The organism is Pseudomonas sp. LLC-1, from assembly GCF_002992185.1.
Taxonomy (GTDB): domain Bacteria; phylum Pseudomonadota; class Gammaproteobacteria; order Pseudomonadales; family Pseudomonadaceae; genus Aquipseudomonas; species Aquipseudomonas monteilii.
The window spans coordinates 130,171-155,953 of sequence record NZ_LUVY01000019.1 but is presented as its reverse complement, the minus strand read 5'-3'; the positions used below and the strand labels follow the sequence as shown (position 1 = coordinate 155,953).

Annotated in this window: 25 protein-coding genes; 16 read left to right on the top strand and 9 right to left on the bottom strand. The window is 62.5% G+C overall.

What is annotated here, in order from left to right; genetic code table 11:
- The first annotated feature begins 155 nt into the window (after window positions 1–155).
- The 7 genes from A0O30_RS21865 to A0O30_RS21835 all read left to right on the top strand — a co-directional run bounded on the left by A0O30_RS21865 (window position 156) and on the right by A0O30_RS21835 (window position 5,499).
- Complete coding sequence (locus A0O30_RS21865; protein ID WP_105947976.1) at window positions 156–944, top strand: YqcI/YcgG family protein; 789 nt, start codon at window positions 156–158, stop codon at window positions 942–944.
- A 2-nt stretch (window positions 945–946) separates the two neighbouring features.
- Window positions 947–1,573: a LysE family translocator gene (locus tag A0O30_RS21860; protein WP_105947975.1), complete on the top strand. Its 627-nt coding sequence runs from the start codon at window positions 947–949 to the stop codon at window positions 1,571–1,573.
- 39 nt (window positions 1,574–1,612) lie between these two features.
- Window positions 1,613–2,695, top strand: a complete 1,083-nt coding sequence (locus tag A0O30_RS21855) for a hypothetical protein (protein WP_105947974.1) — start codon at window positions 1,613–1,615, stop codon at window positions 2,693–2,695.
- Between the two features lie 137 nt (window positions 2,696–2,832).
- Window positions 2,833–3,528: a hypothetical protein gene (locus tag A0O30_RS21850; RefSeq protein WP_105947973.1), complete on the top strand. Its 696-nt coding sequence runs from the start codon at window positions 2,833–2,835 to the stop codon at window positions 3,526–3,528.
- A gap of 125 nt (window positions 3,529–3,653) precedes the next feature.
- Entirely contained in the window at window positions 3,654–4,346 is a 693-nt protein-coding gene (locus A0O30_RS21845) for an AzlC family ABC transporter permease (RefSeq protein WP_105947972.1), read from the top strand.
- Entirely contained in the window at window positions 4,343–4,657 is a 315-nt protein-coding gene (locus A0O30_RS21840) for an AzlD domain-containing protein (protein WP_016714697.1), read from the top strand. Before A0O30_RS21845 ends, A0O30_RS21840 begins: the two co-directional genes overlap by 4 nt.
- On the top strand, window positions 4,654–5,499 hold the full coding sequence (locus tag A0O30_RS21835; protein WP_105947971.1) for an AraC family transcriptional regulator: 846 nt from the start codon (window positions 4,654–4,656) through the stop codon (window positions 5,497–5,499). Before A0O30_RS21840 ends, A0O30_RS21835 begins: the two co-directional genes overlap by 4 nt.
- Before the next feature lie 54 nt (window positions 5,500–5,553).
- Here the strand turns inward: A0O30_RS21835 and A0O30_RS21830 are convergent, their stop codons facing one another.
- Complete coding sequence (locus A0O30_RS21830) at window positions 5,554–6,771, bottom strand: MFS transporter (protein WP_105947970.1); 1,218 nt, start codon at window positions 6,769–6,771, stop codon at window positions 5,554–5,556.
- Window positions 6,772–7,173: 402 nt separating this feature from the next.
- Between A0O30_RS21830 and A0O30_RS21825 the strand changes: the two genes are divergently transcribed.
- Entirely contained in the window at window positions 7,174–7,401 is a 228-nt protein-coding gene (locus tag A0O30_RS21825; RefSeq protein ID WP_003250422.1) for a hypothetical protein, read from the top strand.
- Window positions 7,402–7,450: 49 nt separating this feature from the next.
- On the opposite strand, the gene A0O30_RS21820 is transcribed toward A0O30_RS21825, so the two are convergent.
- From A0O30_RS21820 to A0O30_RS21800, 5 genes are all read right to left on the bottom strand, one after another.
- Complete coding sequence (locus tag A0O30_RS21820) at window positions 7,451–7,933, bottom strand: copper chaperone PCu(A)C (protein WP_060498262.1); 483 nt, start codon at window positions 7,931–7,933, stop codon at window positions 7,451–7,453.
- Window positions 7,934–8,542 carry an SCO family protein gene (locus A0O30_RS21815; protein ID WP_016714700.1) on the bottom strand — a complete coding sequence of 203 codons (609 nt, stop codon included), beginning with the start codon at window positions 8,540–8,542 and terminating at the stop codon, window positions 7,934–7,936.
- Between the two features lie 195 nt (window positions 8,543–8,737).
- A complete protein-coding gene (nfuA, locus tag A0O30_RS21810; protein WP_016714701.1) occupies window positions 8,738–9,322 on the bottom strand; it encodes a Fe-S biogenesis protein NfuA in 585 nt (194 codons plus the stop codon).
- Between the two features lie 58 nt (window positions 9,323–9,380).
- Complete coding sequence (locus tag A0O30_RS21805) at window positions 9,381–10,415, bottom strand: acyltransferase (protein ID WP_105947969.1); 1,035 nt, start codon at window positions 10,413–10,415, stop codon at window positions 9,381–9,383.
- A 208-nt stretch (window positions 10,416–10,623) separates the two neighbouring features.
- Window positions 10,624–12,924: a fatty acid cis/trans isomerase gene (locus tag A0O30_RS21800; protein ID WP_105947968.1), complete on the bottom strand. Its 2,301-nt coding sequence runs from the start codon at window positions 12,922–12,924 to the stop codon at window positions 10,624–10,626.
- 175 nt (window positions 12,925–13,099) lie between these two features.
- Between A0O30_RS21800 and metH the strand changes: the two genes are divergently transcribed.
- Together metH and A0O30_RS21790 are read left to right on the top strand one after the other, a co-directional pair.
- Window positions 13,100–16,807, top strand: coding sequence for a methionine synthase (gene metH, locus A0O30_RS21795; protein ID WP_105947967.1), 3,708 nt, complete (start codon window positions 13,100–13,102; stop codon window positions 16,805–16,807).
- Between the two features lie 108 nt (window positions 16,808–16,915).
- The gene (locus A0O30_RS21790; protein WP_012271636.1) at window positions 16,916–17,134 is read left to right on the top strand and encodes a DUF2970 domain-containing protein; all 219 of its coding nucleotides are present in this window, start codon (window positions 16,916–16,918) and stop codon (window positions 17,132–17,134) included.
- A 266-nt stretch (window positions 17,135–17,400) separates the two neighbouring features.
- On the opposite strand, the gene A0O30_RS21785 is transcribed toward A0O30_RS21790, so the two are convergent.
- Entirely contained in the window at window positions 17,401–18,474 is a 1,074-nt protein-coding gene (locus A0O30_RS21785; protein WP_105947966.1) for an ABC transporter substrate-binding protein, read from the bottom strand.
- Window positions 18,475–18,687: 213 nt separating this feature from the next.
- On the opposite strand from A0O30_RS21785, the gene A0O30_RS21780 reads away from it, so the two are divergent.
- The 4 genes from A0O30_RS21780 to A0O30_RS21765 all read left to right on the top strand — a co-directional run bounded on the left by A0O30_RS21780 (window position 18,688) and on the right by A0O30_RS21765 (window position 22,478).
- Entirely contained in the window at window positions 18,688–20,340 is a 1,653-nt protein-coding gene (locus A0O30_RS21780) for a nitrite/sulfite reductase (RefSeq protein ID WP_105947965.1), read from the top strand.
- Window positions 20,324–20,818: a DUF934 domain-containing protein gene (locus A0O30_RS21775; RefSeq protein ID WP_105947964.1), complete on the top strand. Its 495-nt coding sequence runs from the start codon at window positions 20,324–20,326 to the stop codon at window positions 20,816–20,818. Before A0O30_RS21780 ends, A0O30_RS21775 begins: the two co-directional genes overlap by 17 nt.
- A gap of 228 nt (window positions 20,819–21,046) precedes the next feature.
- On the top strand, window positions 21,047–21,850 hold the full coding sequence (gene dkgB, locus A0O30_RS21770) for a 2,5-didehydrogluconate reductase DkgB (protein WP_105947963.1): 804 nt from the start codon (window positions 21,047–21,049) through the stop codon (window positions 21,848–21,850).
- Window positions 21,851–22,013: 163 nt separating this feature from the next.
- Window positions 22,014–22,478, top strand: coding sequence for a nuclear transport factor 2 family protein (locus A0O30_RS21765; RefSeq protein ID WP_019099690.1), 465 nt, complete (start codon window positions 22,014–22,016; stop codon window positions 22,476–22,478).
- On the opposite strand, the gene A0O30_RS21760 is transcribed toward A0O30_RS21765, so the two are convergent.
- On the bottom strand, window positions 22,479–23,834 hold the full coding sequence (locus A0O30_RS21760; RefSeq protein ID WP_105947962.1) for an ATP-binding protein: 1,356 nt from the start codon (window positions 23,832–23,834) through the stop codon (window positions 22,479–22,481).
- Window positions 23,831–24,547, bottom strand: coding sequence for a response regulator (locus A0O30_RS21755; protein ID WP_105947961.1), 717 nt, complete (start codon window positions 24,545–24,547; stop codon window positions 23,831–23,833). The genes A0O30_RS21760 and A0O30_RS21755 overlap by 4 nt, the downstream gene beginning before the upstream one ends.
- Before the next feature lie 167 nt (window positions 24,548–24,714).
- Between A0O30_RS21755 and A0O30_RS21750 the strand changes: the two genes are divergently transcribed.
- Both A0O30_RS21750 and A0O30_RS21745 read left to right on the top strand, forming a co-directional pair.
- Window positions 24,715–25,497 (top strand): VacJ family lipoprotein, encoded by a 783-nt coding sequence (locus A0O30_RS21750; RefSeq protein WP_105947960.1) that lies wholly within the window; start codon window positions 24,715–24,717, stop codon window positions 25,495–25,497.
- Complete coding sequence (locus tag A0O30_RS21745; RefSeq protein WP_105947959.1) at window positions 25,490–25,720, top strand: hypothetical protein; 231 nt, start codon at window positions 25,490–25,492, stop codon at window positions 25,718–25,720. The genes A0O30_RS21750 and A0O30_RS21745 overlap by 8 nt, the downstream gene beginning before the upstream one ends.
- The last annotated feature ends 63 nt before the right edge of the window (window positions 25,721–25,783 follow it).

Genomic DNA, 25,783 nt, shown 5'->3' with positions numbered 1-25,783 from the left:
ACGTCCCGAGCATGAGTAAGACTAATAGTAGGTCATAGTTCCACGCGTTTTACAACGTCAAGAGCGTCTCGGAAAATGCAGGTAAATAATAAACATAACCAAGATCCTGCCTGCATGTGGCTTGAACGTTCATTAAATTTACGCCTGGGGAAATCATGTTTACGGGATATGGAAATTGCTATCGCCTGGATGCGCTAGAGCTAGCCGATGAACATGTCTGGAACACGCAGCACTGGACTTACAAGACCATAGAGCATTTTCGCAGTATTCTCGCCAACCCCGACTTCCCCTGCCTGTTCGGCCGCAAGGCGGTCAACGGCGAAACCTGCCATATTCTTTTCGCACGTGCCGAGCAGCTGGCCGATGACATCGCCCAAGGGCTGGCCGACTACGTGCGCACCGTCACACCGATCAAACCCAAACAGCGCATCGGCAGCCCACTGGTGGTGTTTCTCGAAACGGCAGCGGGCAGCACCCTGGCCGAACAACAGGCGCTGGCCTGGAAAGTGTTGCGTGGCGTACATGCGCGCGACCCACACCCGTGGCCGCAAGGCATTCCCACCGACCCCGACGACACCGCCTGGTCGTTCTGCTATGCCGGCATGCCCCTGTTCATCAACATGAACTTCCCCGGCCACCAGCAAATGAAAAGCCGCAACCTGGGCCAGCACATCACCTTCGTCATCAACCCACGGGAAAACTTCGACGAAGTGGCCAACGCCAATACCGAGAGCGGCAAGAAAATCCGCGAGCGCATTCGCGAGCGCGTGCACCACTACAACGACGGTGTCGTACCTGACACCCTCGGCTTCTTCGGCGATGCCGACAACTACGAGTGGAAGCAATACCAACTTCAGGAGGCGGGGTCGCTCAACCCGTCGCGCTGCCCGTTCCACGCCCATGCCGCACACCCTGCGGCAACCGACATACTGATCGAGAACTGACCGTGAATACCGCACTTACCGCCACCTATGCCCTCACTGTCCTGCTGCTGATCGCTACCCCCGGCCCGGTGGTGGCACTGATCGTCAACACCGCGGCCGCCTCCGGTTCGCGCAAGGCCATGTTTACCGCCGTCGGCACCAACTGGGCGTCACTGGTGCTGATCGGTGCAGCGGCCTGGATCATTCTCACCAGCGCCGCCATCGACAAGGCCTGGCTCAGCGCCATGAGCCTGATGGGTTGCCTGTTCATCGGCTACATCGCGGTGGGCACGTTGAGGGAAGCCCTGAAGGCGCCTGCGCCGGAAGCGGCGAGCGAAGCCCCCAAGGCCGGGCGTGGCGGGCTGCTGCAAGGGTTCATGGTGGGTATCTCCAACCCGAAGGACATCATTTTCTTCATCGCCTTCTTCCCGCAGTTCATTCAGATCACCGAGTCGTTCGGCAAAAGCATGGTGGTCCTGTCGCTGCTGTGGGTGGCCATCGATTTTGCCGTGCTCAGCCTGTACATCTTCGCCATCGGCAAGATCGCCTCGCAGCGGAGCAACCGCATGATAAGCCTGGCTTCCGGTGTGGCCCTGCTGCTGATCGCCGCCGGTGGCCTGCTGTACAACCTCAAGGAGCTGGCGGCCTGAACGTGAAGCGCAACACTCGGCGCAACCGAAGGAGCGACCATGGCCGTGACTGACATGAGCGCATCTCCTTCGCCGTTGCAGCAGGACTACCAACGCTTTCTGCTGCTGGGCAGCCGGCGTGCCCCGCTCACCGTGCATGTGCACGAAAGTGGCTACCGCTCTGGCACCATCAATACCGATGCGCTCGGCCTGCGCTACAGCCATTGCGCCGGCAAGCGCTTTTCCGCAGCCGAGCGCGGCGGTACTTCGCGTATCAACCTGCTGGTCGGCGGCTCCACGGCCCTGGGTATCGGCGCCAGCTCCGACGAGCACACGGTGGCCTCGCACCTGTCGATGCTCACCGGCGAAGTCTGGCTGAGCCTGGCCGGCTGCGGCCTTAACGCCAGCCAGGAGCTGCTGATGTTCCTGACCCACCAGCACCGCCTTGGCCAGCTCGGCCACGTAGTGGTGCTCAGCGGCCTCAACAGCCTGGCCCACGAAGCCCTCAGTGAAGTCCTCGCCAACCTCAACGGCCCGCAGCACGCCAAGGCCTACCAGGACTTTCTCAACAGTTTCAGCGAAGGCATGCAGCCCGCCGCACCACCCCGTCGGCAGTCGCTGTGGCGGCGTATCCGTCAGGCGTTGGCCACCCCTGTGGTCGCCGCCCCGGTCAGCTGGCCGCTGTCGCCCCCGGAAAAGCGCCTGGCCCGTGCTGCCGATAACATTGGCCGTACCTTGCGCCAATGGGATCGGCTGCTGGCAGACAGCCACGCCACCCTCACCTTCATTCTGCAGCCGTTGCTGCCCTGGTGCCGGGATACCCTGCCTGCCGGTGAACAGGCCATGCTGACCGCGCTGCAGCAAAAACCGGCGAACTTCGACCGGCTGCTGGAGGGTGCATTCGACAGCCAGTTGCATTCGGCGTTTTTCCGCCGCATCAAGAGCCAGGCCGACCCTGTGCCTTGCTACGACATGAACTGCATGCTCAGCAGCTCACCCGTGTTCGGCGCCGACCTGTTCATCGACCGCCTGCACCTGAACGATCTGGGCAACAATGCCCTGGCCAAGGTGATCACCGCCAAACTCGGTCTGGCCCAGGAAAAACACGCCCTGCGCAAGGTCACGCCGATCAAGCTCGTCTGACAGTTGCCGGGTGGTCTTCCGGCCGCCCGCTTGGGTGGCTAGAATACGTCGTCGTTCCGATTTGCCCGAGGCGCACGCTTGACCGCCATGAACATCGAAGCCGTCCATCCTTGCCTGGCCGCCCATGGGGCTTGCCTGTGAGCCGCATGCGACGCCTGCCCCCGCTGTTGATCGCCCTGATGCCGCTGGCTGCGCACGCGCTGGAGGTACGCATCGACCCTCATGCCGACCTGCTCTACCGTCAGGCCTTGCCGTTGCTGGAGCAGGCCGACAACCAGGGCGACGACGCCAATACACTGCGCACAGCCGTTGGCGGAGACCCCGAGCTCAGCCGTCAGGGCCAGGCCCTGGCCCACACCTTGCCGACAGCGGTTGCCCTGCTGAAAAAATCGGTCGAGCTGGGCCACCCGGTCGCGCAGTACCGCCTGGCGCTGTACTACATGACGTATCTGCCCGTCGCGCAAATTCCGGATGCCGCCTGCCCGTTACTCGTGGCCAGCCTCCAGCAGGGGTTTGCCGCACCCGCGCCGGCCATCGCCACCTGGTGCCGGCCCTACAACGTCAGCAGCGAGTACCGCGCAGCGCTGGAAGCCATCCCCAGCATGGCCACCGTGTACGCCCCCTACTACCCGCAACCGGCCACCCGCCTGGCCTGCAACCGCAGCCGGCCACAAGGCCTGGACATGCTGTGGGGGCGCCAGCGTGACTACCAGGCCGAAGTGTACCGCCTGCTTGGCGACCTCGACCCGCAGCACCGCCTGACCCTCCTGCAGAAGGCCGTGGACATCAATGGCTGTGTGACAGCACAACAGCATCTGACCCGCCATCCATAATCCATCGAGCTAACGCGCTCCTACAAGGGACTGCGCGCGGCAGGCGATAGACCAGCAAGATCGTTCAAGCCATGCCCCCACCCCTTCTGGCATGCTGGCCTACCACGTAAAGCATTGCAGCCATCATGCCCCACATCGCCCGCCAAGCCTTTCTCCACGGCGCCATCGCCATTCTCCCCCTGTCCCTGGCCGTCGCCCCCTGGGGGCTGCTGGCCGGCTCCATGGCCATCGAAGCCAACCTCACTGCCTGGGAAGGGCAAGGGCTGTCGGCCATCGTCTTCGCTGGCGCCGCGCAACTGGTGGCCATCGGCATGCTCAAAGGCGGCGCCAACCTGGCGTCGATCCTGCTCACCACCCTGCTGCTGACCTCACAGCACCTGCTGTACGGCCTGTCGATGCGCCCGGTACTGTCCAGCCAGCCGCTGCGCTGGCGCCTGGGCCTGGGCTTTCTGCTGACCGACGAATTCTTCGCCCTGACCAGCCAGTACGACCAACAGCAGTTCAACCGCTGGTACGCCCTGGGGGTGGGCCTGACCTTCTACATTGCCTGGAACCTGTTTACCCTGGCCGGCATCCTGCTGGGCCAGAACATTCCACACCTGGACCAGTTCGGTCTGGACTTCTCCATCGTCGCCACCTTCGTCGCCCTGATCGCACCGCTGGTGCGCAACCTGCCCACGGTGGTGTGCGTAGCGGTGTCGTTGTTCTGCTCGGTATTGTTCAGCCACTGGCACTGGGAGACCGCCCTGGTGGCCGCAGGCCTGCTGGGTATGGGCGCCGGGTTCATCTGCCAGAAATTTGCCGGAGCCCGAGCATGACCTGGATCCTGATCTTTGCCATGGGCGCCATCGTGTTCCTCAACCGCTATGCATTCCTGGAGCCGCGCCTGCCCTTGCGTCTGAGCTCCAACGCCAGGCAGTTCCTTGGCTTTGCCGTGCCGGGCATGCTCACCGCCATCTGCGGCCCGATCATTTTCATGCCCGATCACCAGCTCAACCTGAGCCTGCTCAACCCCTACCTGCTGGGCTCACTGGTGGCCATCGCCCTGGTGCTGTTGACCCGCAGCGTATTGCTGAGCATGCTGGTGAGCATGTTGATCTTCTTCTTCCTGCGCAGCTGGCTGGCATGAGCACGCCCCTGCGCGAGCAGACACACCTCTGGCAGGCGCCGGCACTGGGCGACGTCGAGATGCTGCACGCGCGTTATTTCCAGCAGCGTTTCGCCCCGCATGTGCACGAAGGCTATGTGTTCACCGTGATCGAATCCGGGGCCCAGCGCTTCTGGCACCGAGGCAGCGAGCACTTGGCGCCGGTTGGCAGCATGGTGCTAATCAACCCTGACGAGCTGCATACCGGTGCCACAGCCCATGAAGCGGGCTGGCGTTATCGCGGCTTCTACCCCGAGCACGAGCGAGTAACCGGCGTGCTCGACGAGCTGGAACTGGGCCGTCACGGCATGCCCGGTTTCAAGGACAGCGTCATCCAGGACCCCGCCCTGGCCATCGCCTTCAGCCAGTTGCATCAGCTGTCCGAAGCCGGCGCCAGCGCCCTGCAGCAACAGACCGCCTGGCGCCAGGCGGTGCTGGCCCTGGTGCAGCGTCACGGGCAATGCGCCGAACCTTCAGCCCCCGGCCACGAACCCCTGGCCGTGGCCCGCGCCCGCGAACTGCTGGAAAGCCAATTGGCCGACCCACCCTCGCTCGAAGCGCTGGCCGCCGCAGTCAACCTGTCACCGTTCCACTTCGCACGGGTATTCCGCCAGGCCACCGGCCTGCCGCCGCATGCCTGGTTGAAACAACGCCGCCTGGCCCGCGCCCGGGAAATGCTGAAAAGCGGCCTGGTCGCTTCGGAGGTGGCGTTTGACCTGGGGTTTGCTGACCAGAGCCATTTGAGCCGGCAGTTCAAGCAGGCGTATGGGGTGACGCCGGGGGCGTATCGGCAGGCTTGTGCTCAATCTGCAATAACCGCCTGAGGCGCCGCAATACCAGTTCAAGCCTACCTCCAGGTACCAATACCGAGCGGCACATTACGCACTATCGTCGGTATCAAGGGCGCGTCCTTTCAGGTTCCAGCGTACCGGTGCGATGACCAGCATGAGCGTCATCCAGATGAAGGTTGCTGGCCCCGCAAGCACGAAGACCAGGCTGGCAACCAGCCCTGAAACGGCATCCCCAATGACGGCCGTGAAGTAATAAAGGGAAAAGTTCCTGCCAACTTCATGCTCGTTCGACAAGCACTGGATGTTTGTCACGATTGCGATATCGACAAATGCGCCAATGAAGCCAACCAGGAAGAGGATCAGCAGAAACAACCAGGTATTGAACTGCAGCGCCACTGCGGCAGCAAAAAACAGTGCGCCGTAAATTATCCAATAGCGCAGTACCAACCGTGCAGTGGTACGCGGGTTGAAGCGGGTGTAGAGCACGCCACCCAGCACGGTGCCTGCCGCCAGCAGTGAGAATACGTAACCCACCGCTGCCTCAGAGGTAAAGTGCTCCAACACCGAAGCCGGGAGAATGAAGCGAATCACCGACGTGGCGAACATCGCACAAAGCGTGGTACAGCCAATAACGGCAAACAACGGGACATTGCTGCCCTTGAGCTGGTTCACGCTGCGCACCGCATCGCGGACTATGGCTCGCCCATCGAATGCCTGCCGCACGCCTTGCCTTGCTGGCCCCAAGGTAGCAATGGAAATGGCAGACAACACCAGGCATATTGCAAAGAACAAGAAGGTTGCGTCGCGAGATAGCAGCAACACACAGGCCGAAAACACCAACGGTCCAATAATAGAGGCCATATCTTCGATCACCTGGATACCGCTGTTGACTGACGCCAGTTGGTCCTTTTCCACGATATCCGGAAAGTATGCGCGAAACGTGGGTACATACAGACATTCAAGCGCGGTCATGACCATCGCGAAGGCCACCAACACGGGCAGTACCGGCGTAAACCAACTGAACAAGGCAAAGAAGGCAAGCGACAGAATGCATTTGGCCAACTCGACCGCAAACAGTGTTCTTTTCTTGTCGGCGTTATCTGCCAGCCAACCACCCAAGGGAGAAAACACCATGCTCGGCAAGTAGCGGAAGAAATAAGCGATGCCAATCAACAACAAATCCGCCTCGACCATGAGTACGATGGTCACGGCAAATGCCGCTTCGAAGGCAAATTCACCGCACTTGGAAAAGCAATAGCCCAATGTAAGTGAGCGCGTTCCGGAGTTAAGACTCAACGCCTGCATAATCGTTGCTTTCCTCAGCCAGCGGTACAGAGCGACTGAATCTAGAGCTCATCCTCGGCTGGACTCAACATGAAAGTTGTAACAACACCCGCACTGTCAGCGCAGCCAACATTGAGACTCCGAATGTTCCTACGCTCAGTAACTATTGGCGAAGTCAGACCAGCCGCCGCCAAACTGTGTGACAGAACGGCTCAGCACATCTCGTCCGCTTGCAAAGGTTCATGCCACCGGCGAGGTAGCGGCATCCACTTTAAACACGATGTTTATTCCTATAGATAAGTAACTCGGTGTTACTCAAGCGACGGAGTACTCCTTTTTGCATCCTCAACACCTCCTGCAAAGCCATCAGGAGCCCCGCCAACCCTCTGCTACACTGACAAGGCTGAATGGGAGGATCCTGCCATGTCCGAAAGAGAGCTCACCACCCTTCTGTCGCTGATGAACCAGCGCCAGGCCTGCCTGAGCAGTGCCTGCAAGGAGATTGCCGACTGGATCGACCGGCAGGGCGATGTGCCCGCCGCCGGCAAGATCCGCGCAAGCCTCAAGGCGCTGGAGGCCGACGAAGCCCAGGTCCGCAAGACGCTGACCTCGCTGACCCTCGACAGGCCGCTGCCGCGCTTTCGTAGCTGAAGGGTACGGCTGAAAAGAAAAGGGCCGCTAAACGCGGCCCTTTGATCGGTCAGTGCTTCATGTGCATGTGGTCATGCCCACCGCCGGCCTCGGCGTTGAGCGCACGCACTTCAGCCTGCACGTCCACGGTTTCCTTGCCGCCCTTGGCATCTTCGATGGTCAGGGTCAGTGGCACTTTCTCGCCTTCCTTCACCTGATTGTTCAGGCCCATCAGCATCACATGCAGGCCATTCGGGTCGAGGGTGACGGCCTTGCCAGCCGGCAGCTCGACAGACTTCACCTCACGCATGCCCATCACGTCACCGTTCATGGTCATCTCGTGCACCTGCACGGTCTTGGCCACAGGCGAAGCCACGCTCACCAGCTTGCTGTCGCTGCTGGCGGTGAGGGTCATGAACGCACCGGTGGACTGCTGGTGCGGCACGCTGGCACGCACCCAGGCCTCACTCACGGTGGTCTGGGCCAGGGCTGGCAGGGCCAGGCCCATCAGTGCCAGGGCAGCCAGGCCGCGTTTGATCGGTTGCATCGACATTCAGCAGATCTCCATCAGGGTGACCAGGTCTTCGGCACATTCCTTGGCGTTCAGGGAATGGCCCAGGCTCAGGCGCAGGGTGCCACGCGTATCGTAGACGTAGCTGGTGGACGAGTGAGAAATGGTATAGGTGTCACCGGCCGGAACCTTTTCGTAGAACACCTTGAATTCCTTGGCCACTGCGGCAATTTCCTCGGGGGTACCGGTGAGCGCGGTGAACGTCGGGTCGAAGGCCTTGACGTAGGCATCAAGCACCTCAGGGGTGTCGCGCTCCGGGTCCAGCGTGATGAACACCACCTGGAACAGGTCACGGTCACGGCCCCTCAGCAGCTTGCGGATTTGCGCCGCACGCGCCAGGGTGGTCGGGCAAACGGCCGGGCACTGGGTGAAGCCGAAGAAGACCATCGGCATGCTGCCGTAGAAGCTCGACAGGGTGCGCACGTTACCTTGCGGGTCTTTGAGGCTGAACTTGCGCCCGAGGATTTCGTTGCTCATGTTCTTGCCGTACTTGAACTCGAGCCCCCGGGCCGGGCTGCAGCCTGCCAGCAGGCCAAGCCCGAGAACGCCCATCCCGGCGACAACTGCGCGCCGGGTATATAGATCATTCATGAAACCATCCTTTACAGGGAAGGTGCCGGCCCTCGGGACGGGCCAGCTGAAAAACCGGGGCATTCTGGCATGACACCCCAAGGGGTTCTACCCGACCAAGGCGGGGAAGGCCTGCAACCCTTTGAATACGGGCTGCGGCCTGTTGTCGCAGGGGTTGAAACCGTAACACTTTGTTGCTAGAGAGCCGCCTTTGGCTTAGTAGTAGGCGTTCTCTTTCTGGCTGTGGTCGGTCACGTCACGCACGCCCTTCAATTCCGGAACACGCTCAAGCAGGGTGCGCTCGATACCTTCCTTCAGGGTGACATCGGCCTGGCCGCAGCCTTGGCAACCACCACCGAACTGCAACACGGCGATGCCGTCGTCAACCACGTCCACCAGGCTGACCTGGCCGCCGTGGCTGGCCAGACCCGGGTTGATCTCGGTCTGCAGGTAGTAGTTGATGCGCTCGTTGATCGGGCTGTCTTCGTTGACCATCGGCACCTTGGCGTTAGGCGCCTTGATGGTCAGCTGGCCACCCATGCGGTCGGTGGCGTAGTCAACCAGTGCGTCTTCCAGGAACGGCACGCTGACCGCATCCAGGTAAGCGGTGAAGCTCTTCAGACCCACGGCGGTGTCGTCAGGCTTCTCTTCGCCCGGCTTGCAGTAGGCAATGCACGTCTCTGCGTACTGGGTGCCCGGCTGGGTGATGAAAATGCGAATGCCGATGCCAGGCGTATTCTGCTTGGAGAGCAGATCGGCCAGGTAGTCATGGGCGGCGTCGGTAATGGTTATAGCGCTCATGTAGGTTCCTCACAGACTTGCCGCCAAGTGTACGCCAACCCGCTCATTGAACAAAGTCCTAGTATTTGACTCGGGAAAGCGCATATTCAGGGGCCGCCCCCCGTGGCGCCGCCAGCCAGGCCTGCATGCGCCGGTACAGGCCGCGCTCCAGCCACTGGTAACTGAACCACGACATTAGTCCAATGGACGGCACACACAGGGCAAACACCAGGTACGGGTTCAACGGCAGGCGCTGGCTGGCGAACCAGCCGGCGTACAGCACCAGCACATGGACCAGGTACACCGAATACGAGCAGTCCCCCAAGGCCTTGAGCAGCCGGTTGCCTTGGAAAAGCGGTTCCAGCGCGATGAAGGCCATCACGATCATGGCGCTCGGCAGGCCCCAATGCAGCAGGCGCTGGGACGCATCCAGGTGATAGATGGCCAGGGCCGCCACAACCAGCACGCCCAGCGGCAACCACCGCCCTTGGCGGATCAGCCCACGGCGATACAGCACGCCCAGGCCGATGCCGAGCAAGAACTCGTAGATGATGTCGTTGTTGTAGAAGCGGCTTAGCACACCCAGCCGGCCCAGCACCTCGCTGGCCAGCAACAAGGCCACGGTAACCAGCAACAGCTGATGGCGCTGGCGCACCAGGAAGGCCAGGCCGAACAGCAGGTAGAAGAACATCTCGAAGTTCAGCGTCCAGCCCACGTTCAGGGTCGGGTACAGGCCATAGCCTCCGGGGTTTTCTGCCGGGATGAACAGCATCGACAAGAGAAGATGATGCCAGGCGAACACCTGATGTGGCATCCATTGGCTAAAAGCCAGCAGCAACAGGGCCATCAACGCGGTGTAGAACCAGTAGGCCGGCACAATACGCAGCACCCGATTGAGCAGGAACTGACGCGGTTCGATGGTTTTGTCGCGGGTCGACAGGTAGATGACCAGCCCGCTGATGACGAAGAAGATGTCGACGCCTACGGCGCCACGGTCGGTAAGCAGTTGGCCAATGGGGCCGGTGGCGTGGAAGTCGAAGAAGATCTGCATGAAATGGTGGCAGACCACCACCCAGGCGGCGAACGCCCGCAGTGCCTGAAGCGAATACAGCATGAAGTACCCTGCGCTTGCCGGTGCATTGAGGCCTTTGGGAGCGCTTTGCGCTCCATCGCCGGCAAGCCAGCTCCCACAGGGACCGCGCTGGCCTGAGAGCTACACAGCCCCTGTGGGAGCTGGCTTGCCGGCGATTGGGCTGCATAGCAGCCCCCGGACCACCCACCTTTTCCGACCGCAGGGTACCCGGAAAGGTCAGCCTACCCGATCAGAGGTTCTCGTAGCGGTTCATGTCCAGCACCCCCGCCTCCACCGGCTGGGTCTCCTTGATGAAGCTGTTCAAGTCATGGAAGTAGCGCCAGAACTCAGGATGACTACGGCGCACGCCCCAGCGCATGACGATGCGCTCGAACTTCGCCGGGTCATCTTTCGCATACTCCATGTCCTCGACGAACTCCGCCACATCCTTGGTCGGGATGTTGAAGATGAAGTTCGGGTAGCTGCTGAGCACGCCCGGGGCCAACGTCAAGGTATCCAGCCCCGGCTGATAGCGGTATGCCTCACCCAGCAGGAACGCCACGTTGCTGTGCGCACGGTTGCGCAGCAGGCTGTACACCTGGCGCTGGCCGCCCTGCCCTTCGATACGCAGCATGGTTGCCTCGGGCAACTGGTTGATCACCTTCAGCCCAGCAGCCGGGCGCGACACCAGGCGGCTGAGCGACTGCTCGGCATTGCGGAACTCTTCGTTCATCTGCGGCCGTGAGCAGAACGCGCCCTGGCAGCGGTTGATCGGGTCGGGCGTGGCATTCAGGCTGCCGGTGCGCTGCAACAGCTTCAGGCCAAAGTCGCGCTTGGGGTTGCGCGGGTCGAGCTGGATGCCGCTCGGGGTGTCGGTGTCGATGTCCTCATAGTCCATCCACATCTTCACTTTGCCGCTGTTCTGGTACCAGTCACCCAGGATCGCCTTGCGCTGGTCAGCCGGCATCAGGCGCAAGAAGTTGACCTCGGCACCGTTGCGAATCAGGTCGAAATACAAACGCGTCTGCAACTGGTGCGAAACATTGCCGAACACGTCAAAGTTGACCGCCAACTGGTAATAGGTGCGCTCGAACAACGGGTAGTCGAACAACCACACCGTCAACGGCACGTCACCGATCAGGCCCTTGCTCACCGAGGCGCTGTCGAAGTGCCGGAAGATGCTCAGCAACGCGTTGTCGTTACCGGCCCACAAGGTCGACCAGCCCGGTGCGGGCATGTCGGCATAGGCGTCACGGCGCAGCTTTTCGTACTCGTTGCGTTTGTCGCGGTAGGCGTGCCACAGGCTCAGCACACTGCCCACGTCATCGATCTGGCCCGGCATGGCCAGCAGCGGCGTGGCCTCGCCACGGTATTTGGCGTCGGTGATGTAACGGTCGAAGGCCGGCTCCTGGAACAGCGCCCAGAAGTTATCGCGGATCACGTCAGTGGCGATCTGCCCACGGCACACCGGACCCCGGATGAAGGTGCGTACGAAGTATTCGGCGTTATCCAGCATGAACTGGTAACGCGCCACTGCCGGGATCGCCTCGAAGGTTTCGAACGGGTTGGCCCGGTGACGCGGGCCGTAACCCGGCAGTGCGGTGGCGTGCCAGTCGCCGGCATAGAACAGCTGCTTCACCCGTTTGAGTTTCTGCGGCCCCATCGGGTAGGTGATGTGCGTCTTGTGCACGATCACACCCTGCACCGGGATCAACCGATAGTAGAAGTCGGTGCCCGGCGGGTCGTTGGGGCGGCGCGTGGCAATGATATCGACCGGCTTGCCGCTCGGCGTGCGCGAACGCACCCACTGGAAGAAGTGCCCCTGTTCGCCCCCAACGAAGTAGATATGCGCCAGGAACAGGTGCTCGTACAGCCAGCGGCCGACCAGCGCCTCGGTGGAGCCCGGGCGGTTGAGCAGCTCTTCCCACTCGGTGATCTGCCGGGCTTCGGCTGCGCTAGGCTTGATCGGCTGGTATTCCACCGGCGCCCCCGCTGCCAGCCAGCGGCGCAGGGTGTCGTATTCCTTGTCGGTCAGCCCGGTCACCGCCAACGGCATACCCTCTTTGGGGTGGGCGCCGGCATAGGCGTCGAACTCATGGGGCAGCGGGCACATGTTGTTGCGGTTCAGGCCCAGGACGATGTCCTCGGGCAACTTGGCGTTGGGTGTGAGCGGGGTCTTGTGCCCCAGTTCCAGCATGCGCGCCATCAGCGCGGCCTGGCTGCCCTGGTTGTCGAGCACTGAGTAGAAGCCCTTCTTGCGCCATTCCTCTTCGCTGTGGGCGTCGTAGAACAGCCGCGTGGTGGGCACCGCCTTGCTGCGCTCGCCCTGGTACACCGGGACCTTGCTGGCCCCGCGCACCGCGCCTTCCGGGCTTTCCAGCTTGAGTTGGCAGGCCGCGTCGTTGCAGGCGTGGCAGGCCACGCACTTCTCGGTGAAGATCGGTTGAATGTCCCGGGTGTAGGAAATAGCCGGGCTCGACTGGGGGGCTTGCCCGAACACCGCGCCGCTGATGAGCAGGGCGAAGGCGCCGGCAAGGATACGATGCACCATGTGCGAAAAGTCCTGGTTCTTGAAAGCCATCACGATTGTGCCTGGTCGTCCTTGGGTGCTGGTAATCGCGCCAACAACATGAGCAGTTTTCATGCAAATGGGCGATGTGCGTAAAAACCGCGCAGCTTTGCTATGATTCCGCACCTTCTGATATTTGCCCGACCAGGTAGTTCCTATGTCCGACCGCAGCGCTCGTCTCCAAGCACTCCAGAACGCACTCAAAGAGCGCATCCTGATCCTCGACGGCGGCATGGGTACTATGATCCAAAGCTACCGTCTCGAGGAACACGACTATCGTGGCACGCGTTTCACCGATTGGCCAAGCGATGTCAAAGGTAACAACGACCTGTTGCTGCTCAGCCGCCCGGACGTGATCGCCGCCATCGAGAAAGCCTACCTGGATGCCGGCGCCGATATTCTCGAAACCAACACCTTCAACGCCACGCAGATTTCCCAGGCCGACTACGGCATGGAGTCGCTGGTCTACGAACTGAACGTCGAAGGCGCGCGCATCGCCCGCCAGGTGGCCGACGCCAAGACCCTGGAAACCCCCGACAAGCCGCGCTTCGTTGCCGGCGTGCTCGGCCCTACCAGCCGCACCTGCTCGATTTCCCCGGACGTCAACGACCCTGGCTACCGCAACGTCACCTTCGATGAGCTGGTCGAAAACTACATCGAGGCCACCCGCGGCCTGATCGAGGGCGGCGCCGACCTGATCCTGATCGAAACCATCTTCGACACCCTCAACGCCAAGGCGGCGATCTTCGCCGTTCAGCAAGTGTTCGAGGACGACAACGTCGAACTGCCGATCATGATCTCCGGCACCATCACCGACGCCTCCGGCCGTACCCTGTCCGGCCAGACCACCGAAGCGTTCTGGAACTCGGTGCGCCACGCCAAGCCGATTTCCGTGGGCCTGAACTGCGCCCTCGGCGCCAAGGACCTGCGCCCGTACCTGGAAGAGCTGGCGACCAAAGCCGACACCCATGTTTCGGCCCACCCCAACGCCGGTCTGCCGAACGCCTTCGGTGAATACGACGAGACCCCGGCGGAAATGGCTGCGGTGGTCGAGGAATTCGCCGCCAGCGGCTTCCTGAACATCATCGGCGGCTGCTGTGGTACCACCCCAGGCCACATCCAGGCCATTGCCGAAGCCGTGGCCAAGTACAAGCCGCGTGAGATCCCGGAAATCGCCAAGGCCTGCCGCCTGTCGGGCCTGGAGCCGTTCACCATCGACCGCCAGTCGCTGTTCGTCAACGTCGGCGAGCGCACCAACATCACCGGCTCCGCCAAGTTCGCCCGGCTGATCCGTGAAGAGAACTACACCGAAGCGCTGGAAGTCGCCCTTCAGCAGGTCGAGGCCGGCGCCCAGGTGATCGACATCAACATGGACGAAGGGATGCTCGACTCCCAGGCCGCCATGGTCCGCTTCCTCAACCTGATCGCCGGTGAGCCGGACATTTCCCGCGTGCCGATCATGATCGACTCGTCCAAGTGGGACGTGATCGAAGCGGGCCTCAAGTGCATCCAGGGCAAGGGCATCGTCAACTCCATTTCCATGAAGGAGGGCGTCGAGCAGTTCAAGCACCACGCCCGCCTGTGCAAGCGCTATGGCGCTGCCGTGGTGGTGATGGCCTTCGACGAGGTCGGCCAGGCCGACACCGCCGCGCGCAAGAAGGAAATCTGCCAGCGCAGCTATGACATTCTGGTCAACGAAGTGGGCTTCCCGCCGGAAGACATCATCTTCGACCCGAACATCTTCGCCGTCGCCACCGGTATCGAAGAACACAACAACTACGCCGTCGATTTCATCGAGGCCTGTGCCTACATCCGCGATCACCTGCCCCACGCGCTGAGTTCGGGCGGTGTGTCCAACGTATCGTTCTCGTTCCGTGGCAACAACCCGGTGCGTGAGGCGATCCACTCGGTGTTCCTTTACCACGCGATCCAGAACGGCCTGACCATGGGTATCGTCAACGCCGGCCAGCTGGAAATCTACGACGAGATCCCGGCGGCACTGCGCGAAAAAGTCGAGGACGTGGTACTCAACCGCACCCCGCACGGCACCGACGCCCTGCTGGCGATCGCTGACGACTACCGGGGCGGCGGCGCCACCAAGGAAGTGGAAAACGAAGAGTGGCGCTCGCTGCCGGTGGAAAAACGCCTGGAGCACGCGCTGGTCAAGGGCATCACCGCGTTCATCGTCGAAGACACCGAAGAATGCCGCCAGCAGTGCGCACGCCCGATCGAAGTGATCGAAGGCCCGCTGATGAACGGCATGAACGTGGTCGGTGACCTGTTCGGCGCGGGCAAGATGTTCCTGCCCCAGGTGGTCAAGTCGGCCCGCGTGATGAAGCAGGCCGTGGCGCACCTGATCCCGTTCATCGAGGCCGAAAAAGGCGACAAGCCGGAAGCCAAGGGCAAGATCCTGATGGCCACGGTCAAAGGCGACGTACACGACATCGGCAAGAACATCGTCGGCGTGGTACTGGGCTGTAACGGCTACGACATCGTCGACCTCGGCGTGATGGTGCCGGCCGAGAAAATCCTGCAAACCGCCCGCGAACAGAAGTGCGACATCATCGGTTTGTCCGGCCTGATCACCCCGTCGCTGGACGAGATGGTCCACGTTGCCCGTGAAATGCAGCGCCAGGGCTTCGAGCTGCCACTGATGATCGGCGGCGCTACCACCTCCAAGGCGCACACTGCGGTCAAGATCGAGCCGAAGTACAGCAACGATGCGGTCATCTACGTTACCGACGCCTCGCGTGCGGTAGGCGTTGCCACCCAGTTGCTGTCCAAGGAACTCAAGCCGGGCTTCGTCGAGAAGACTCGCGCAGAATACGTGGACGTACGCGAGCGCACCGCCAACCGCAGTGCCCGCACCGAGCGCCTGAGCTACAGCCAGGCCATCGCTGCCAAGCCGCAATACGACTGGGCCGGCTACCATCCAGCGGTGCCCTCCTTCACCGGCGTCAAGGTGCTGGAAGACATCGACCTGCGCACCCTGGCCGAATACATCGACTGGACCCCGTTCTTCATCTCCTGGGACCTGGCCGGCAAGTTCCCGCGCATCCTCACCGACGAAGTGGTCGGCGAGGCGGCCACGGCGCTGTACAAGGATGCCCGCGAGATGCTCGACAAGCTGATCGACGAGAAGCTGATCAGCGCCCGCGCGGTGTTCGGCTTCTGGCCAGCCAACCAGGTGGCCGATGACGACATCGAGGTGTACGGCGAGGACGGCCAGCCGTTGGCCACCCTGCACCACCTGCGTCAGCAAACCATCAAGCCGGACGGCAAGCCCAACTGGTCGCTGGCCGACTTCGTCGCGCCAAAAGCCAGCGGCGTCACCGACTATGTGGGCGGGTTCATCACCACGGCCGGCATCGGTGCCGAGGAAGTGGCCAAGGCTTACCAGGACAAAGGCGACGACTACAGCTCGATCATGGTCAAGGCCCTGGCCGACCGCCTGGCCGAAGCCTGCGCCGAATGGCTGCACGAACAGGTGCGTAAAGAACACTGGGGCTATGCCCGCGACGAGCAGCTGGACAACGAGGCGCTGATCAAGGAGCAGTACAGCGGCATTCGCCCGGCCCCGGGCTACCCGGCCTGCCCCGACCACACCGAGAAGGAAACCCTGTTCCGCCTGCTCGATGGCACCGCCATTGGCGAAACCGGGCCGAGCGGCGTGTTCCTGACCGAGCACTTCGCGATGTTCCCGGCGGCGGCGGTCAGCGGCTGGTACTTTGCCCACCCGCAGGCGCAATACTTTGCCGTGGGCAAGGTGGACAAGGACCAGATCGAGAACTACAGCGCGCGTAAAGGCCAGGATGTGAGCGTAAGCGAGCGCTGGTTGGCGCCTAACCTCGGGTACGACAGCTAACACCGCGCTGGCTTCTTCGCGGGTTTACCCGCGAAGAAGCCAGTCCAGGCAACCGCTTTTTCATTGCCTACACTGTCCTTGATTGCCTCTGATTCTTCAGGAGCCACCATGGACGATTCCAGCCAGGGCAAACCGCCTACCTTCTGGCAGATGCTGCACAGCATCCTCGCCGCCGCCTTCGGCGTGCAAAGCGGCAAGAACCGCGCCCGCGACTTTACCCACGGCAAAGCCAGCCATTTCATCGCACTGGGGACGCTGTTCACCCTGGTGTTCATTGCCGTCCTGATCGGCCTGGTGCAACTGGCCCTGCACCTTACCGCCCGCTAGAAATGAAAACGCCTGCGGGATTCCCTCCCGCAGGCGCTCTGACGGCTTCACGGTCTTGAGAACAGGTCTACTGGTGGCTGACCCAATACACGGCAGTGACCACCACCAACACGATCAGGCAGAGGATCGCCCAGGCATCGACGCTGCTGTCAGCTTTGCGGACCTTGGTTGAGTTTCCCATTGCATTGCCTCTTGTAGTGGTTATGGGAATGCACTTCACCACCAGCAGTTAAGACGAGCAATGCCCTTTCCTCAAGCAGGGTCTTTCAATATTCGACCGGTGCCGTCAGAAACGGATACTGGTAGCCTGACGGCCGCCCTTCGGCACTGTAACGCTGGAAATCGACACCGTAGTCGTCCCGTTCCAGCAGCTTCAGCCAACGCCTGGCCTTGGCCTGGTCGATCAACTGCAGCACCGGCGCACTGTGCTCGCGCAGGCCATCGCGGTTCAGCGCCAGCCCGTGTGCGTCGTCGTGCAGCATCACCATGGCCCAGCCCCCCAGGGTAAAGTGCCCGCCCATCAACACACTCAGGCGGCCATCGATACGCGCGCGCAAGGCCTCGGGCGAACTGTTGACCGCGCTGAACAGCACATCGCGCCCCGGCTTGCGCCCGGCGGCTTCGAACGCCTGCATGGCGCCAAAGGCCATTTCGTCATTGGCCGACCACACCAGACGCGTGGCCGGGTAGCGCTCCAGCAACTGCTGCGCCTGCTCGTAGGCGCGCTGGCGGCTCCAGCCGCCATACACCACCTGGCGCAGGCGCACCTGAGGGAAGTCGGCCAGCGCGCGGCGCATGCCCTCCTCGCGCAGCTGCGAGGCCGGGGTGGTCTTGACCCCGGCAAAAGCCACGAGGTCCACCGCCCCGACGTCGTGCGGCAGTTGCGCGACCATCTGGTGCAACATCTGGAAGCCCGCCTGCTCGTCGTTGCTCATCAAGGTGCCCAGCGGCTCGGCATACTTGTCGGGCTGGGCCTGAATGCTGCGAACCTGGCTGGCCGTCAGGCCGTTGTTGACCAACAGCAGTTTCACCCCCGTGCCACGCGACAGGCGCAGCACTTCGGGCGCGACGTACTGCTCGTTGACCAGCACCAGGTAATCCGGCCGCTGCGCCCCACTCAGGATCGCCCGGGCCTGGGTCAGCGCCAGGTCGGCGCGGCGCTCGCTGTATTCCACCCTGAGGGACATGCCCAGCTCATCTGCGGCGGCCTGCATGAAGCGGGTGTAGCTGGTCCAGAACGTCTCGGTGGACAGCCCTGGGTTGAGGAAAACCACCGATGGCTGCGCGCTTGCCGCCAGCGGCAGGGCTAGACACAAGCTTTGGCACAGGGCCTTGAGCATAGGGTCACATCTCTGCGAAGCAAACGCCGGATTATAAACGCCCTGCCTCACCCAAGGCACAAATGGCAGTCAGTCTCACATAGTCCATTTGGTTCTTTTCATATGCTAAAACATCACTTTAGCGCATAACCGCAACCTGATATCGTTCCCCGGCTCCGTACCGGAGTGCGCGGCCGTGCGCGCGAATAGCTGCATGCCTGAGACAGGACTTATATGTACGTATACGACGAGTACGATCAGCGGATCATCGAGGACCGCGTCAAGCAGTTCCGTGATCAGACCCGCCGCTACCTGGCCGGTGAGCTGAGCGAAGAAGAATTCCGCCCTCTGCGCCTGCAGAACGGCCTTTACATCCAACGTTTCGCGCCGATGCTGCGTGTCGCCGTGCCGTACGGCCAGCTGAACGCCACCCAGGTCCGCACCCTGGCCAAGATCGCTCGCGACTACGACAAGGGCTATGCCCACATTTCCACCCGCCAGAACGTGCAGTACAACTGGCCGGCGCTGGAAGACATCCCGGACATCCTCGCCGAGCTGGCCACCGTGCAGATGCACGCGATCCAGACCAGCGGCAACTGCCTGCGCAACACCACCACCGACCAGTTCGCCGGTGTGGCCGCAGACGAAATCATCGACCCGCGCCCGTGGTGCGAGATCGTCCGTCAGTGGACCACCTTCCACCCGGAATTCGCTTACCTGCCGCGCAAGTTCAAGATCGCCATCAACGGCTCGCAAGAAGACCGCGCCGCCATCGAAGTGCACGACATCGGCCTGGAGCCGGTGCGCAACGCTGCCGGCGAGCTGGGCTTCCGTGTGCTGGTCGGTGGTGGCCTGGGCCGTACCCCGGTGGTGGGCTCGTTCATCAACGAGTTCCTGCCGTGGCAAGACCTGATCAGCTACCTGGACGCCATCCTGCGCGTGTACAACCGTTACGGTCGCCGTGACAACAAGTACAAGGCGCGGATCAAGATCCTGGTCAAGGCCCTGACCCCGGAAGTGTTCGCCGAGAAGGTCGAGGCCGAAATGGTCCACCTGCGTGGCGGCAGCACCACCCTGACCGAAGATGAAGTCCAGCGCGTGTCGCGCCACTTCGTCGACCCGGACTACCTGGCCCTCGACAACGTCGACTACGCCGCCCAGGACGCCGAATACCCAGGCTTCGCCCGCTGGCGTTCGCGCAACACCCGCGCCCACAAACGCCCGGGTTACGTGGCCGTGACCCTGTCGCTCAAGCCGACCGGCGCTGCCCCGGGCGACCTGACCGACAAACAGCTGGACGCCGTGGCCGACCTGGCCGAGCGCTACAGCTTCGGCTTCCTGCGCACCTCGCACGAGCAGAACATCATCCTCGCCGACGTCGAGCAGCGCCAGCTGCACGCGCTGTGGCTGGAGCTGCGCGAAGGCGGCTTTGCCACGCCGAACATCGGCCTGCTGACCGACATCATCTGCTGCCCGGGCGGTGACTACTGCTCGCTGGCCAACGCCAAGTCGATCCCGATCGCCGAATCCATCCAGCGCCGTTTCGACGACCTGGACTACCTGTTCGACATCGGTGAAATCGACCTGAACATCTCTGGCTGCATGAACGCCTGCGGCCACCACCACGTGGGCCACATCGGCATCCTCGGCGTGGACAAGAAGGGTGAGGAGTTCTACCAGGTGTCGCTGGGCGGCAACGCCGCGCGTGGCGCAAGCCTGGGCAAGATCCTCGGCCCGTCCTTCGCCCAGGAGGCCATGGCCGATGTGATCGAGAAGCTGATCGCCGTGTACGTCGAACAACGTACCGAGGAAGAGCGTTTCATCGACACCTACCAGCGTATCGGCATCGACCCCTTCAAGGAACGCGTCTATGCAGCGAATCATTAAGAACAACCAGATCGTCGACGAAACCTGGCACCTGCTGCCCAAGGAAACGTCCTTTGACGAGCTGACCAACTGCGACGACTACATCGTCCCGCTGCAACTGTGGCGTGACCACGCCCATGTGCTCAAGGCCCGCGACGGCGGCCTGGGCATCTGGCTGGACAGCGACGAAGAAGCCGAAGAAATCGGCGAAGACGTGCAGCACTTCCAGGTCATCGCGCTGAACTTCCCGGCCTTCACCGACGGGCGCAACTACTCCAATGCGCGCTTGCTGCGTGACCGCTACAAGTTCAAGGGCGAGCTGCGCGCCATTGGCGACGTGCTGCGCGACCAGCTGTTCTTCATGGCCCGCTGCGGTTTCGATGCATTCGCCATCCGTGCCGACAAGGACCCGGAAGACGCACTGCAAAGCCTGAAGGACTTTTCGGTGACCTACCAGGCCGCCACCGACGAGCCGCTGCCGCTGTTCCGCCGCCGCTGATCGTCACCTGCAATGCCTGACGGCCCGCCTCCATGGCGGGCCGTTTCGTTTCCTGGCCCCTGACGCAGTCACAACTTGGCCACCGATTCTTGACTGTGAATCAAATGACCTTGGCCCTGCCCTGCCTTAATCCGGCGCACCGAAACCCGCACACTGCACCTATACCCAATGAGATCGACGTTGAGCGACCAGGCTCAATGCTATTCCCCACTCACCAGGAGCAGATTCATGAGCATTCCCTCTTTCGGCCTCGGCACCTTCCGCCTCACCGGCCAGGCCGTCATCGATTCGGTCAAGTCGGCCCTGGCGCTGGGCTACCGGGTGATCGACACCGCGCAAATCTACAAGAACGAAGCTGACGTTGGCCAGGCGATTGCCGAAAGCGGCGTGCCACGCAGCGAGCTGTTCATCACCACCAAGATCTGGGTGGACAACTACGCCGCCGACAAGCTCATCCCCAGCCTGCGCGACAGCCTGAGCAAACTGCGTACCGACTATGTCGACCTGCTGCTGATCCACTGGCCAGCGCCGGGCAACGGGGTGGAGCTGCGCGAATACATGACCGCGCTGGCCGAAGCGAAGAAGCTGGGCCTGACACGCCAGATCGGTGTGTCCAATTTCAACATCGAGCTGACCCGCCAGGCCATCGAGGTCGTCGGCAAAGGCGAAATCGCTACCAACCAGATCGAACTCAGCCCTTACCTGCAAAACGGCAAGCTGACCGCGTTCCTGAAGGAACAGGGCATCACCGTCACCTCGTACATGACCCTGGCCTACGGCAAGGTGTTGAAAGACCCGGTACTGGCCGAGATTGCCGCGAAGCACAAGGCTACCGTCGCCCAGGTTGCCCTGGCCTGGGCCTTGCAATCGGGCTATGCGGTCATCCCGTCGTCGACCAAGCGTGAAAACCTGGCCAGCAACCTGCTTGCCCGAGACCTGAAGCTGGACGCAGACGACATGGCACGCATCGCCACGCTCGAACGCAATGGCCGCGAAGTCAGCCCAGACGGCCTGGCGCCGGCCTGGGACTGACAGGGGTACGCCCTTGTGCAGGGGTTACACAAGGGCCACACCTGGGCACGACACCTCAGTACTATTTCACGCACCGCAATTATGAAGTGCCCGGCACATCCATTCTCTGTCCAGGCAGCGGCAGCTAACCTGCTACAAGCCAAACGACCCGAGGAGTACACCGATGTCCCGCCCACCCCTTCCCCCCTTCACCCGCGAAAGTGCCATCGAAAAAGTCCGGCTGGCCGAAGATGGCTGGAACGGCCGTGACCCGGCCAAGGTTGCACTCGCCTACACCCCGGACACGGTGTGGCGTAACCGCGTCGAGTTCCCCCGTGGCCGTGCCGAGGTCGAAGCGTTTCTGACCCGCAAATGGCACCACGAACTGGAATACCGCCTGATCAAGGAACTGTGGGCCTTCACCGGCAACCGCATTGCCGTGCGCTACGCCTACGAATACCACGACGACAGCGGCCAGTGGTTCCGCGCCTACGGCAACGAGAACTGGGAGTTTGCCGACGACGGACTGATGCAGAACCGTCATTCGAGCATCAACGAACACCCCATCAGCGAAGCCGAGCGCAAGTTCCACTGGCCGCTGGGCCGGCGCCCGGATGATCACCCCGGGCTCAGCGAGCTGGGCCTCTGATCAACCCAGTGGCAGCGTGACCTTGGCTTGCAAACCGCCTTCGAGGCGGTTGCTCAATGTCAGGCTGCCACCTTGTTCCAGCACGATGGCCCGTGCGGCGGGCAGGCCCAGCCCCACACCGCCCGTGTCGCGGTTACGTGAGCCTTCAATACGGTAAAACGGCACGAATACCTGCTCCTGCAGGTCTGGCGCGATGCCCGGCCCGCGATCCTGCACGGTGATCTCTATCTGCCTGGCGGTTACCGCCAACACCACGGTGGGTTCGCAACCGTACTTCGCGGCATTGTCGATCAGGTTGACCAGCACCCGCTTGATGCCCACGGGCCGCCCGGTGTAAACACAGCGGCGCGGCCCGCTGAGGCCAACCTCCACGCCCGCATCCTTGAAGTCGTCCACCACGGTCAGCAGCAGCTCGCCCAGGTCGAACACGGTGGTAGGTTCAAGCCGCGCGTCATCACGGAAAAACGCCAGCGCGGCATCGACCATCGCCTGCATCTCGTCAACGTCCTGAAACAACTTGGCCTGCAGCTGGGCATCGTCGATGAACTCGGCGCGCAAGCGCATGCGCGTCAGCGGTGCGCGAAGGTCGTGGGAGATGGCCGCGAGCATCTGCGTGCGGTCGTTCAGGTAATGCTTGAGCTGGGCCTGGGTGGCATTGAAGGCCAGGATGGCCTGGCGCAGGTCGTGCGGGCCGACCACCGGGATCGGGGGCGCGTTGAAGTCCTTGCCAAAGCGCCGCGCACCTTCGGCAAAGCGCTCCAGGGGCTTGGCCAGGTAGCGTGTGGCCAACAACGCGACAGCAAGGCTGGAAGCCAGCATCAAGGCGAGGATGATCAGGTTACGCGGCAGTTCATCCAGGCCCCAGCTACGGCTGGTGGCGCGAAACAGCACCCAGGACTTGTCGCTCAGCTCGATCATCAGGGCATAACCGCGTTCAGGGGCGTATTCCGGCATGTCGGAAGGCTCGAATGCCTCGACCCTGGCATCCGGGCGCTTGAGCAAGGCGCGCAGGATAGGCGTGCCCTGGCGGAACTCGGCATCGACCAGCCTGGGTACACCGGCTTCGTCATGGCGTTGCAACCAGCGTACGGAATAGGTGCCGTCACCCGCCGCATCAGCGAGGTTGCCGCGTTGCGACACGGGCGCCGCATCGAGGATGCGGGTCACCGCTGCCACTTTCTCGATCACCCCGCTTTCCAGCAGCGGTGGCTGCGCCCACACACTCAGCAGCAGGCTGAACAGCCCCTTGAGCAGCAACAGGAACAGCATCGCCGTCAAAGTGGTCAGCGCAATCCAGCGGGCAATGGTGACTCTTGGCTGCGGCAGGGCCTGCCACAGCCGGGTAAACAGCTTCATCGCCTGGCGACCGTGGGCGTGAACAGGTAACCGGCATTACGCAGGGTGCGGATCAACGGCTCACTGCCATTGTCGGCTTCAAGCTTGCGGCGCAACCTGCTCACCTGTACATCAACGCTGCGGTCGTAGGCGTCGTAGGCTTCGCCACGGGCCAGGTCCAGCAACTGCTGGCGGCTAAGCACCCGACGCGGATGCTCGGCAAACACCAGCAACAGCTCGAATTCACCGTTGGACAACGGGATCATGACGTTATCCGGCGAGCGCAACTCGCGCCGCACCACGTCCAGCTGCCAGCCGGCGAACTCAAGCACCGAGGGGTGGCTCGTGGCGCCAACAGCGCCAGCAGCCCCCTCACCGGCCCTGCGCAACACGGCCCTGACCCGCGCCAGCAGTTCACGGGCAGCGAACGGCTTGGTCAGGTAGTCGTCGGCCCCCAGCTCCAGGCCCACCACACGGTCGCTCAGCTCGCCCATGGCAGTCAGCATGATCACTGCCACCTTGTGTTCGGCCAACAGGCGCTGGCACAGCACCAGGCCACTGTCACCGGGCAGCATCACATCGAGGATGACCAGGTCTGGCACGCGCCGCTCGATCGCCTGCCAGAGCGCTTTGCCATCGCAGGCGACGTCTACCTCGTAGCCATGCTGGCGAAGAAACTTCTGTAACAGGTCGAGCACCTCGACATCATCGTCGACGATCAGCAAATGGCTCACGAAAAAGCACCACGAACAAGGTAACCAAGCGGTACTTTAAGGCCATCACCCTGCGGTCGTCATATATTTCAACCCGGTAACAAAGTGTCCGGGCCGAGACAATCCAGACATTACCAGGCAAGAAAAGCCGGGCAGCATCGCCGCCAGTTCTTGCCAGGAATGTGCCTATGTCCCGCTCATCATCCCCCTCCCGTTCGGCGCGTTCCGCCGCACTGGCATTGTCGTTGCTCGTGGCCGCAGGCTGCAGCCAGCGCGCACCCGCCACCTCGGCCTGCGGCCCTGTGGCCTATCAGGTCAGCGACCCCGCAGAGCCGGCCAACCGCGCAGTGTTTGCCTTCAACCGCACGGTCGATGACTACCTGCTGACCCCCGTCGCCCGCGGCTACACCGCGCTACCTGGTTTTGCCCGGCAGGGCGTGCACAACTTTGCCAACAACTTCGGCGAGCCCAAGGTGTTCGTCAACGACCTGCTGCAGGGCAACGGCGAACGGGCCATGACCAGCCTTTCACGCTTCATCTTCAACACCACCCTGGGTGTGGCGGGCCTGGTCGATGTGTCCGGGAAGATGGGGCTGAGCCAGCACCGTTCAGACTTTGGCCAAACCTTCGGGGTCTGGGGCATCGCCAATGGCCCCATCGTCGAACTGCCACTGCTGGGTACGCACAACCTGCGCGACGCTACCGGCAAGGTGTTGAGCATGGCCGTGGACCCGTTCGGCGATAACAGCGATACGGTTGCCACCCTCACGACCGTGGCCACTGCCGGGCACATCGTGGATGGGCGCGCCGCCGCCCTGCCGTTGACCGATCTGCTGCACACCTGGCCCGACTACTACCTGGCAATGCGCGACTACACCGCCCAACAGCGCAGCGACCTGGTGGCAGAAGGCAAGGCAGGCAAACCTGGAACGTGGCAAGCCCATTGCCCGGAGGCAACCGGCCATGAATGATGCCCAGGCAGCCATGCTGCTGTTCAGGCGCCTGGAAGGTGCCGCCCGGCAACCCCTGTTGCTGCATGAACTGGAGGCGCGGCTATCGGCTGATGGCCGTAGCCTGGTCCTTAGCCGGTATCGGGAGCGCTACAGCGCCGAAGGCAAGCCCTACCGACACGAGGCTCACCGCAGCATACCGATTGCGGCATTGCTGCGCTGGATGGCCAGGCACGAACGCTAAAAGGGCTTTGCGGGCACGGATGCCCGAAACACGGCAGTGGCTGCCTGTTCGGCGTGAGACAGG

Bases quoted from the DNA above. Each gene is read 5' to 3' on its own strand.
- A0O30_RS21815 (WP_016714700.1), bottom strand. From the start codon at position 8,542: ATGAATGATCTATATACCCGGCGCGCAGTTGTCGCCGGGATGGGCGTT.
- A0O30_RS21855 (WP_105947974.1), top strand. From the start codon at position 1,613: ATGGCCGTGACTGACATGAGCGCATCTCCTTCGCCGTTGCAGCAGGAC.
- A0O30_RS21745 (WP_105947959.1), top strand. From the start codon at position 25,490: ATGAATGATGCCCAGGCAGCCATGCTGCTGTTCAGGCGCCTGGAAGGT.
- A0O30_RS21830 (WP_105947970.1), bottom strand. From the start codon at position 6,771: ATGCAGGCGTTGAGTCTTAACTCCGGAACGCGCTCACTTACATTGGGC.
- A0O30_RS21865 (WP_105947976.1), top strand. From the start codon at position 156: ATGTTTACGGGATATGGAAATTGCTATCGCCTGGATGCGCTAGAGCTA.
- nfuA (WP_016714701.1), bottom strand. From the start codon at position 9,322: ATGAGCGCTATAACCATTACCGACGCCGCCCATGACTACCTGGCCGAT.
- A0O30_RS21790 (WP_012271636.1), top strand. From the start codon at position 16,916: ATGGACGATTCCAGCCAGGGCAAACCGCCTACCTTCTGGCAGATGCTG.
- A0O30_RS21785 (WP_105947966.1), bottom strand. From the start codon at position 18,474: ATGCTCAAGGCCCTGTGCCAAAGCTTGTGTCTAGCCCTGCCGCTGGCG.
- A0O30_RS21760 (WP_105947962.1), bottom strand. From the start codon at position 23,834: ATGAAGCTGTTTACCCGGCTGTGGCAGGCCCTGCCGCAGCCAAGAGTC.
- A0O30_RS21775 (WP_105947964.1), top strand. From the start codon at position 20,324: ATGCAGCGAATCATTAAGAACAACCAGATCGTCGACGAAACCTGGCAC.
- A0O30_RS21840 (WP_016714697.1), top strand. From the start codon at position 4,343: ATGACCTGGATCCTGATCTTTGCCATGGGCGCCATCGTGTTCCTCAAC.
- metH (WP_105947967.1), top strand. From the start codon at position 13,100: ATGTCCGACCGCAGCGCTCGTCTCCAAGCACTCCAGAACGCACTCAAA.
- A0O30_RS21820 (WP_060498262.1), bottom strand. From the start codon at position 7,933: ATGTCGATGCAACCGATCAAACGCGGCCTGGCTGCCCTGGCACTGATG.
- A0O30_RS21845 (WP_105947972.1), top strand. From the start codon at position 3,654: ATGCCCCACATCGCCCGCCAAGCCTTTCTCCACGGCGCCATCGCCATT.
- A0O30_RS21800 (WP_105947968.1), bottom strand. From the start codon at position 12,924: ATGGTGCATCGTATCCTTGCCGGCGCCTTCGCCCTGCTCATCAGCGGC.
- dkgB (WP_105947963.1), top strand. From the start codon at position 21,047: ATGAGCATTCCCTCTTTCGGCCTCGGCACCTTCCGCCTCACCGGCCAG.
- A0O30_RS21750 (WP_105947960.1), top strand. From the start codon at position 24,715: ATGTCCCGCTCATCATCCCCCTCCCGTTCGGCGCGTTCCGCCGCACTG.
- A0O30_RS21765 (WP_019099690.1), top strand. From the start codon at position 22,014: ATGTCCCGCCCACCCCTTCCCCCCTTCACCCGCGAAAGTGCCATCGAA.
- A0O30_RS21835 (WP_105947971.1), top strand. From the start codon at position 4,654: ATGAGCACGCCCCTGCGCGAGCAGACACACCTCTGGCAGGCGCCGGCA.
- A0O30_RS21825 (WP_003250422.1), top strand. From the start codon at position 7,174: ATGTCCGAAAGAGAGCTCACCACCCTTCTGTCGCTGATGAACCAGCGC.
- A0O30_RS21780 (WP_105947965.1), top strand. From the start codon at position 18,688: ATGTACGTATACGACGAGTACGATCAGCGGATCATCGAGGACCGCGTC.
- A0O30_RS21805 (WP_105947969.1), bottom strand. From the start codon at position 10,415: ATGCTGTATTCGCTTCAGGCACTGCGGGCGTTCGCCGCCTGGGTGGTG.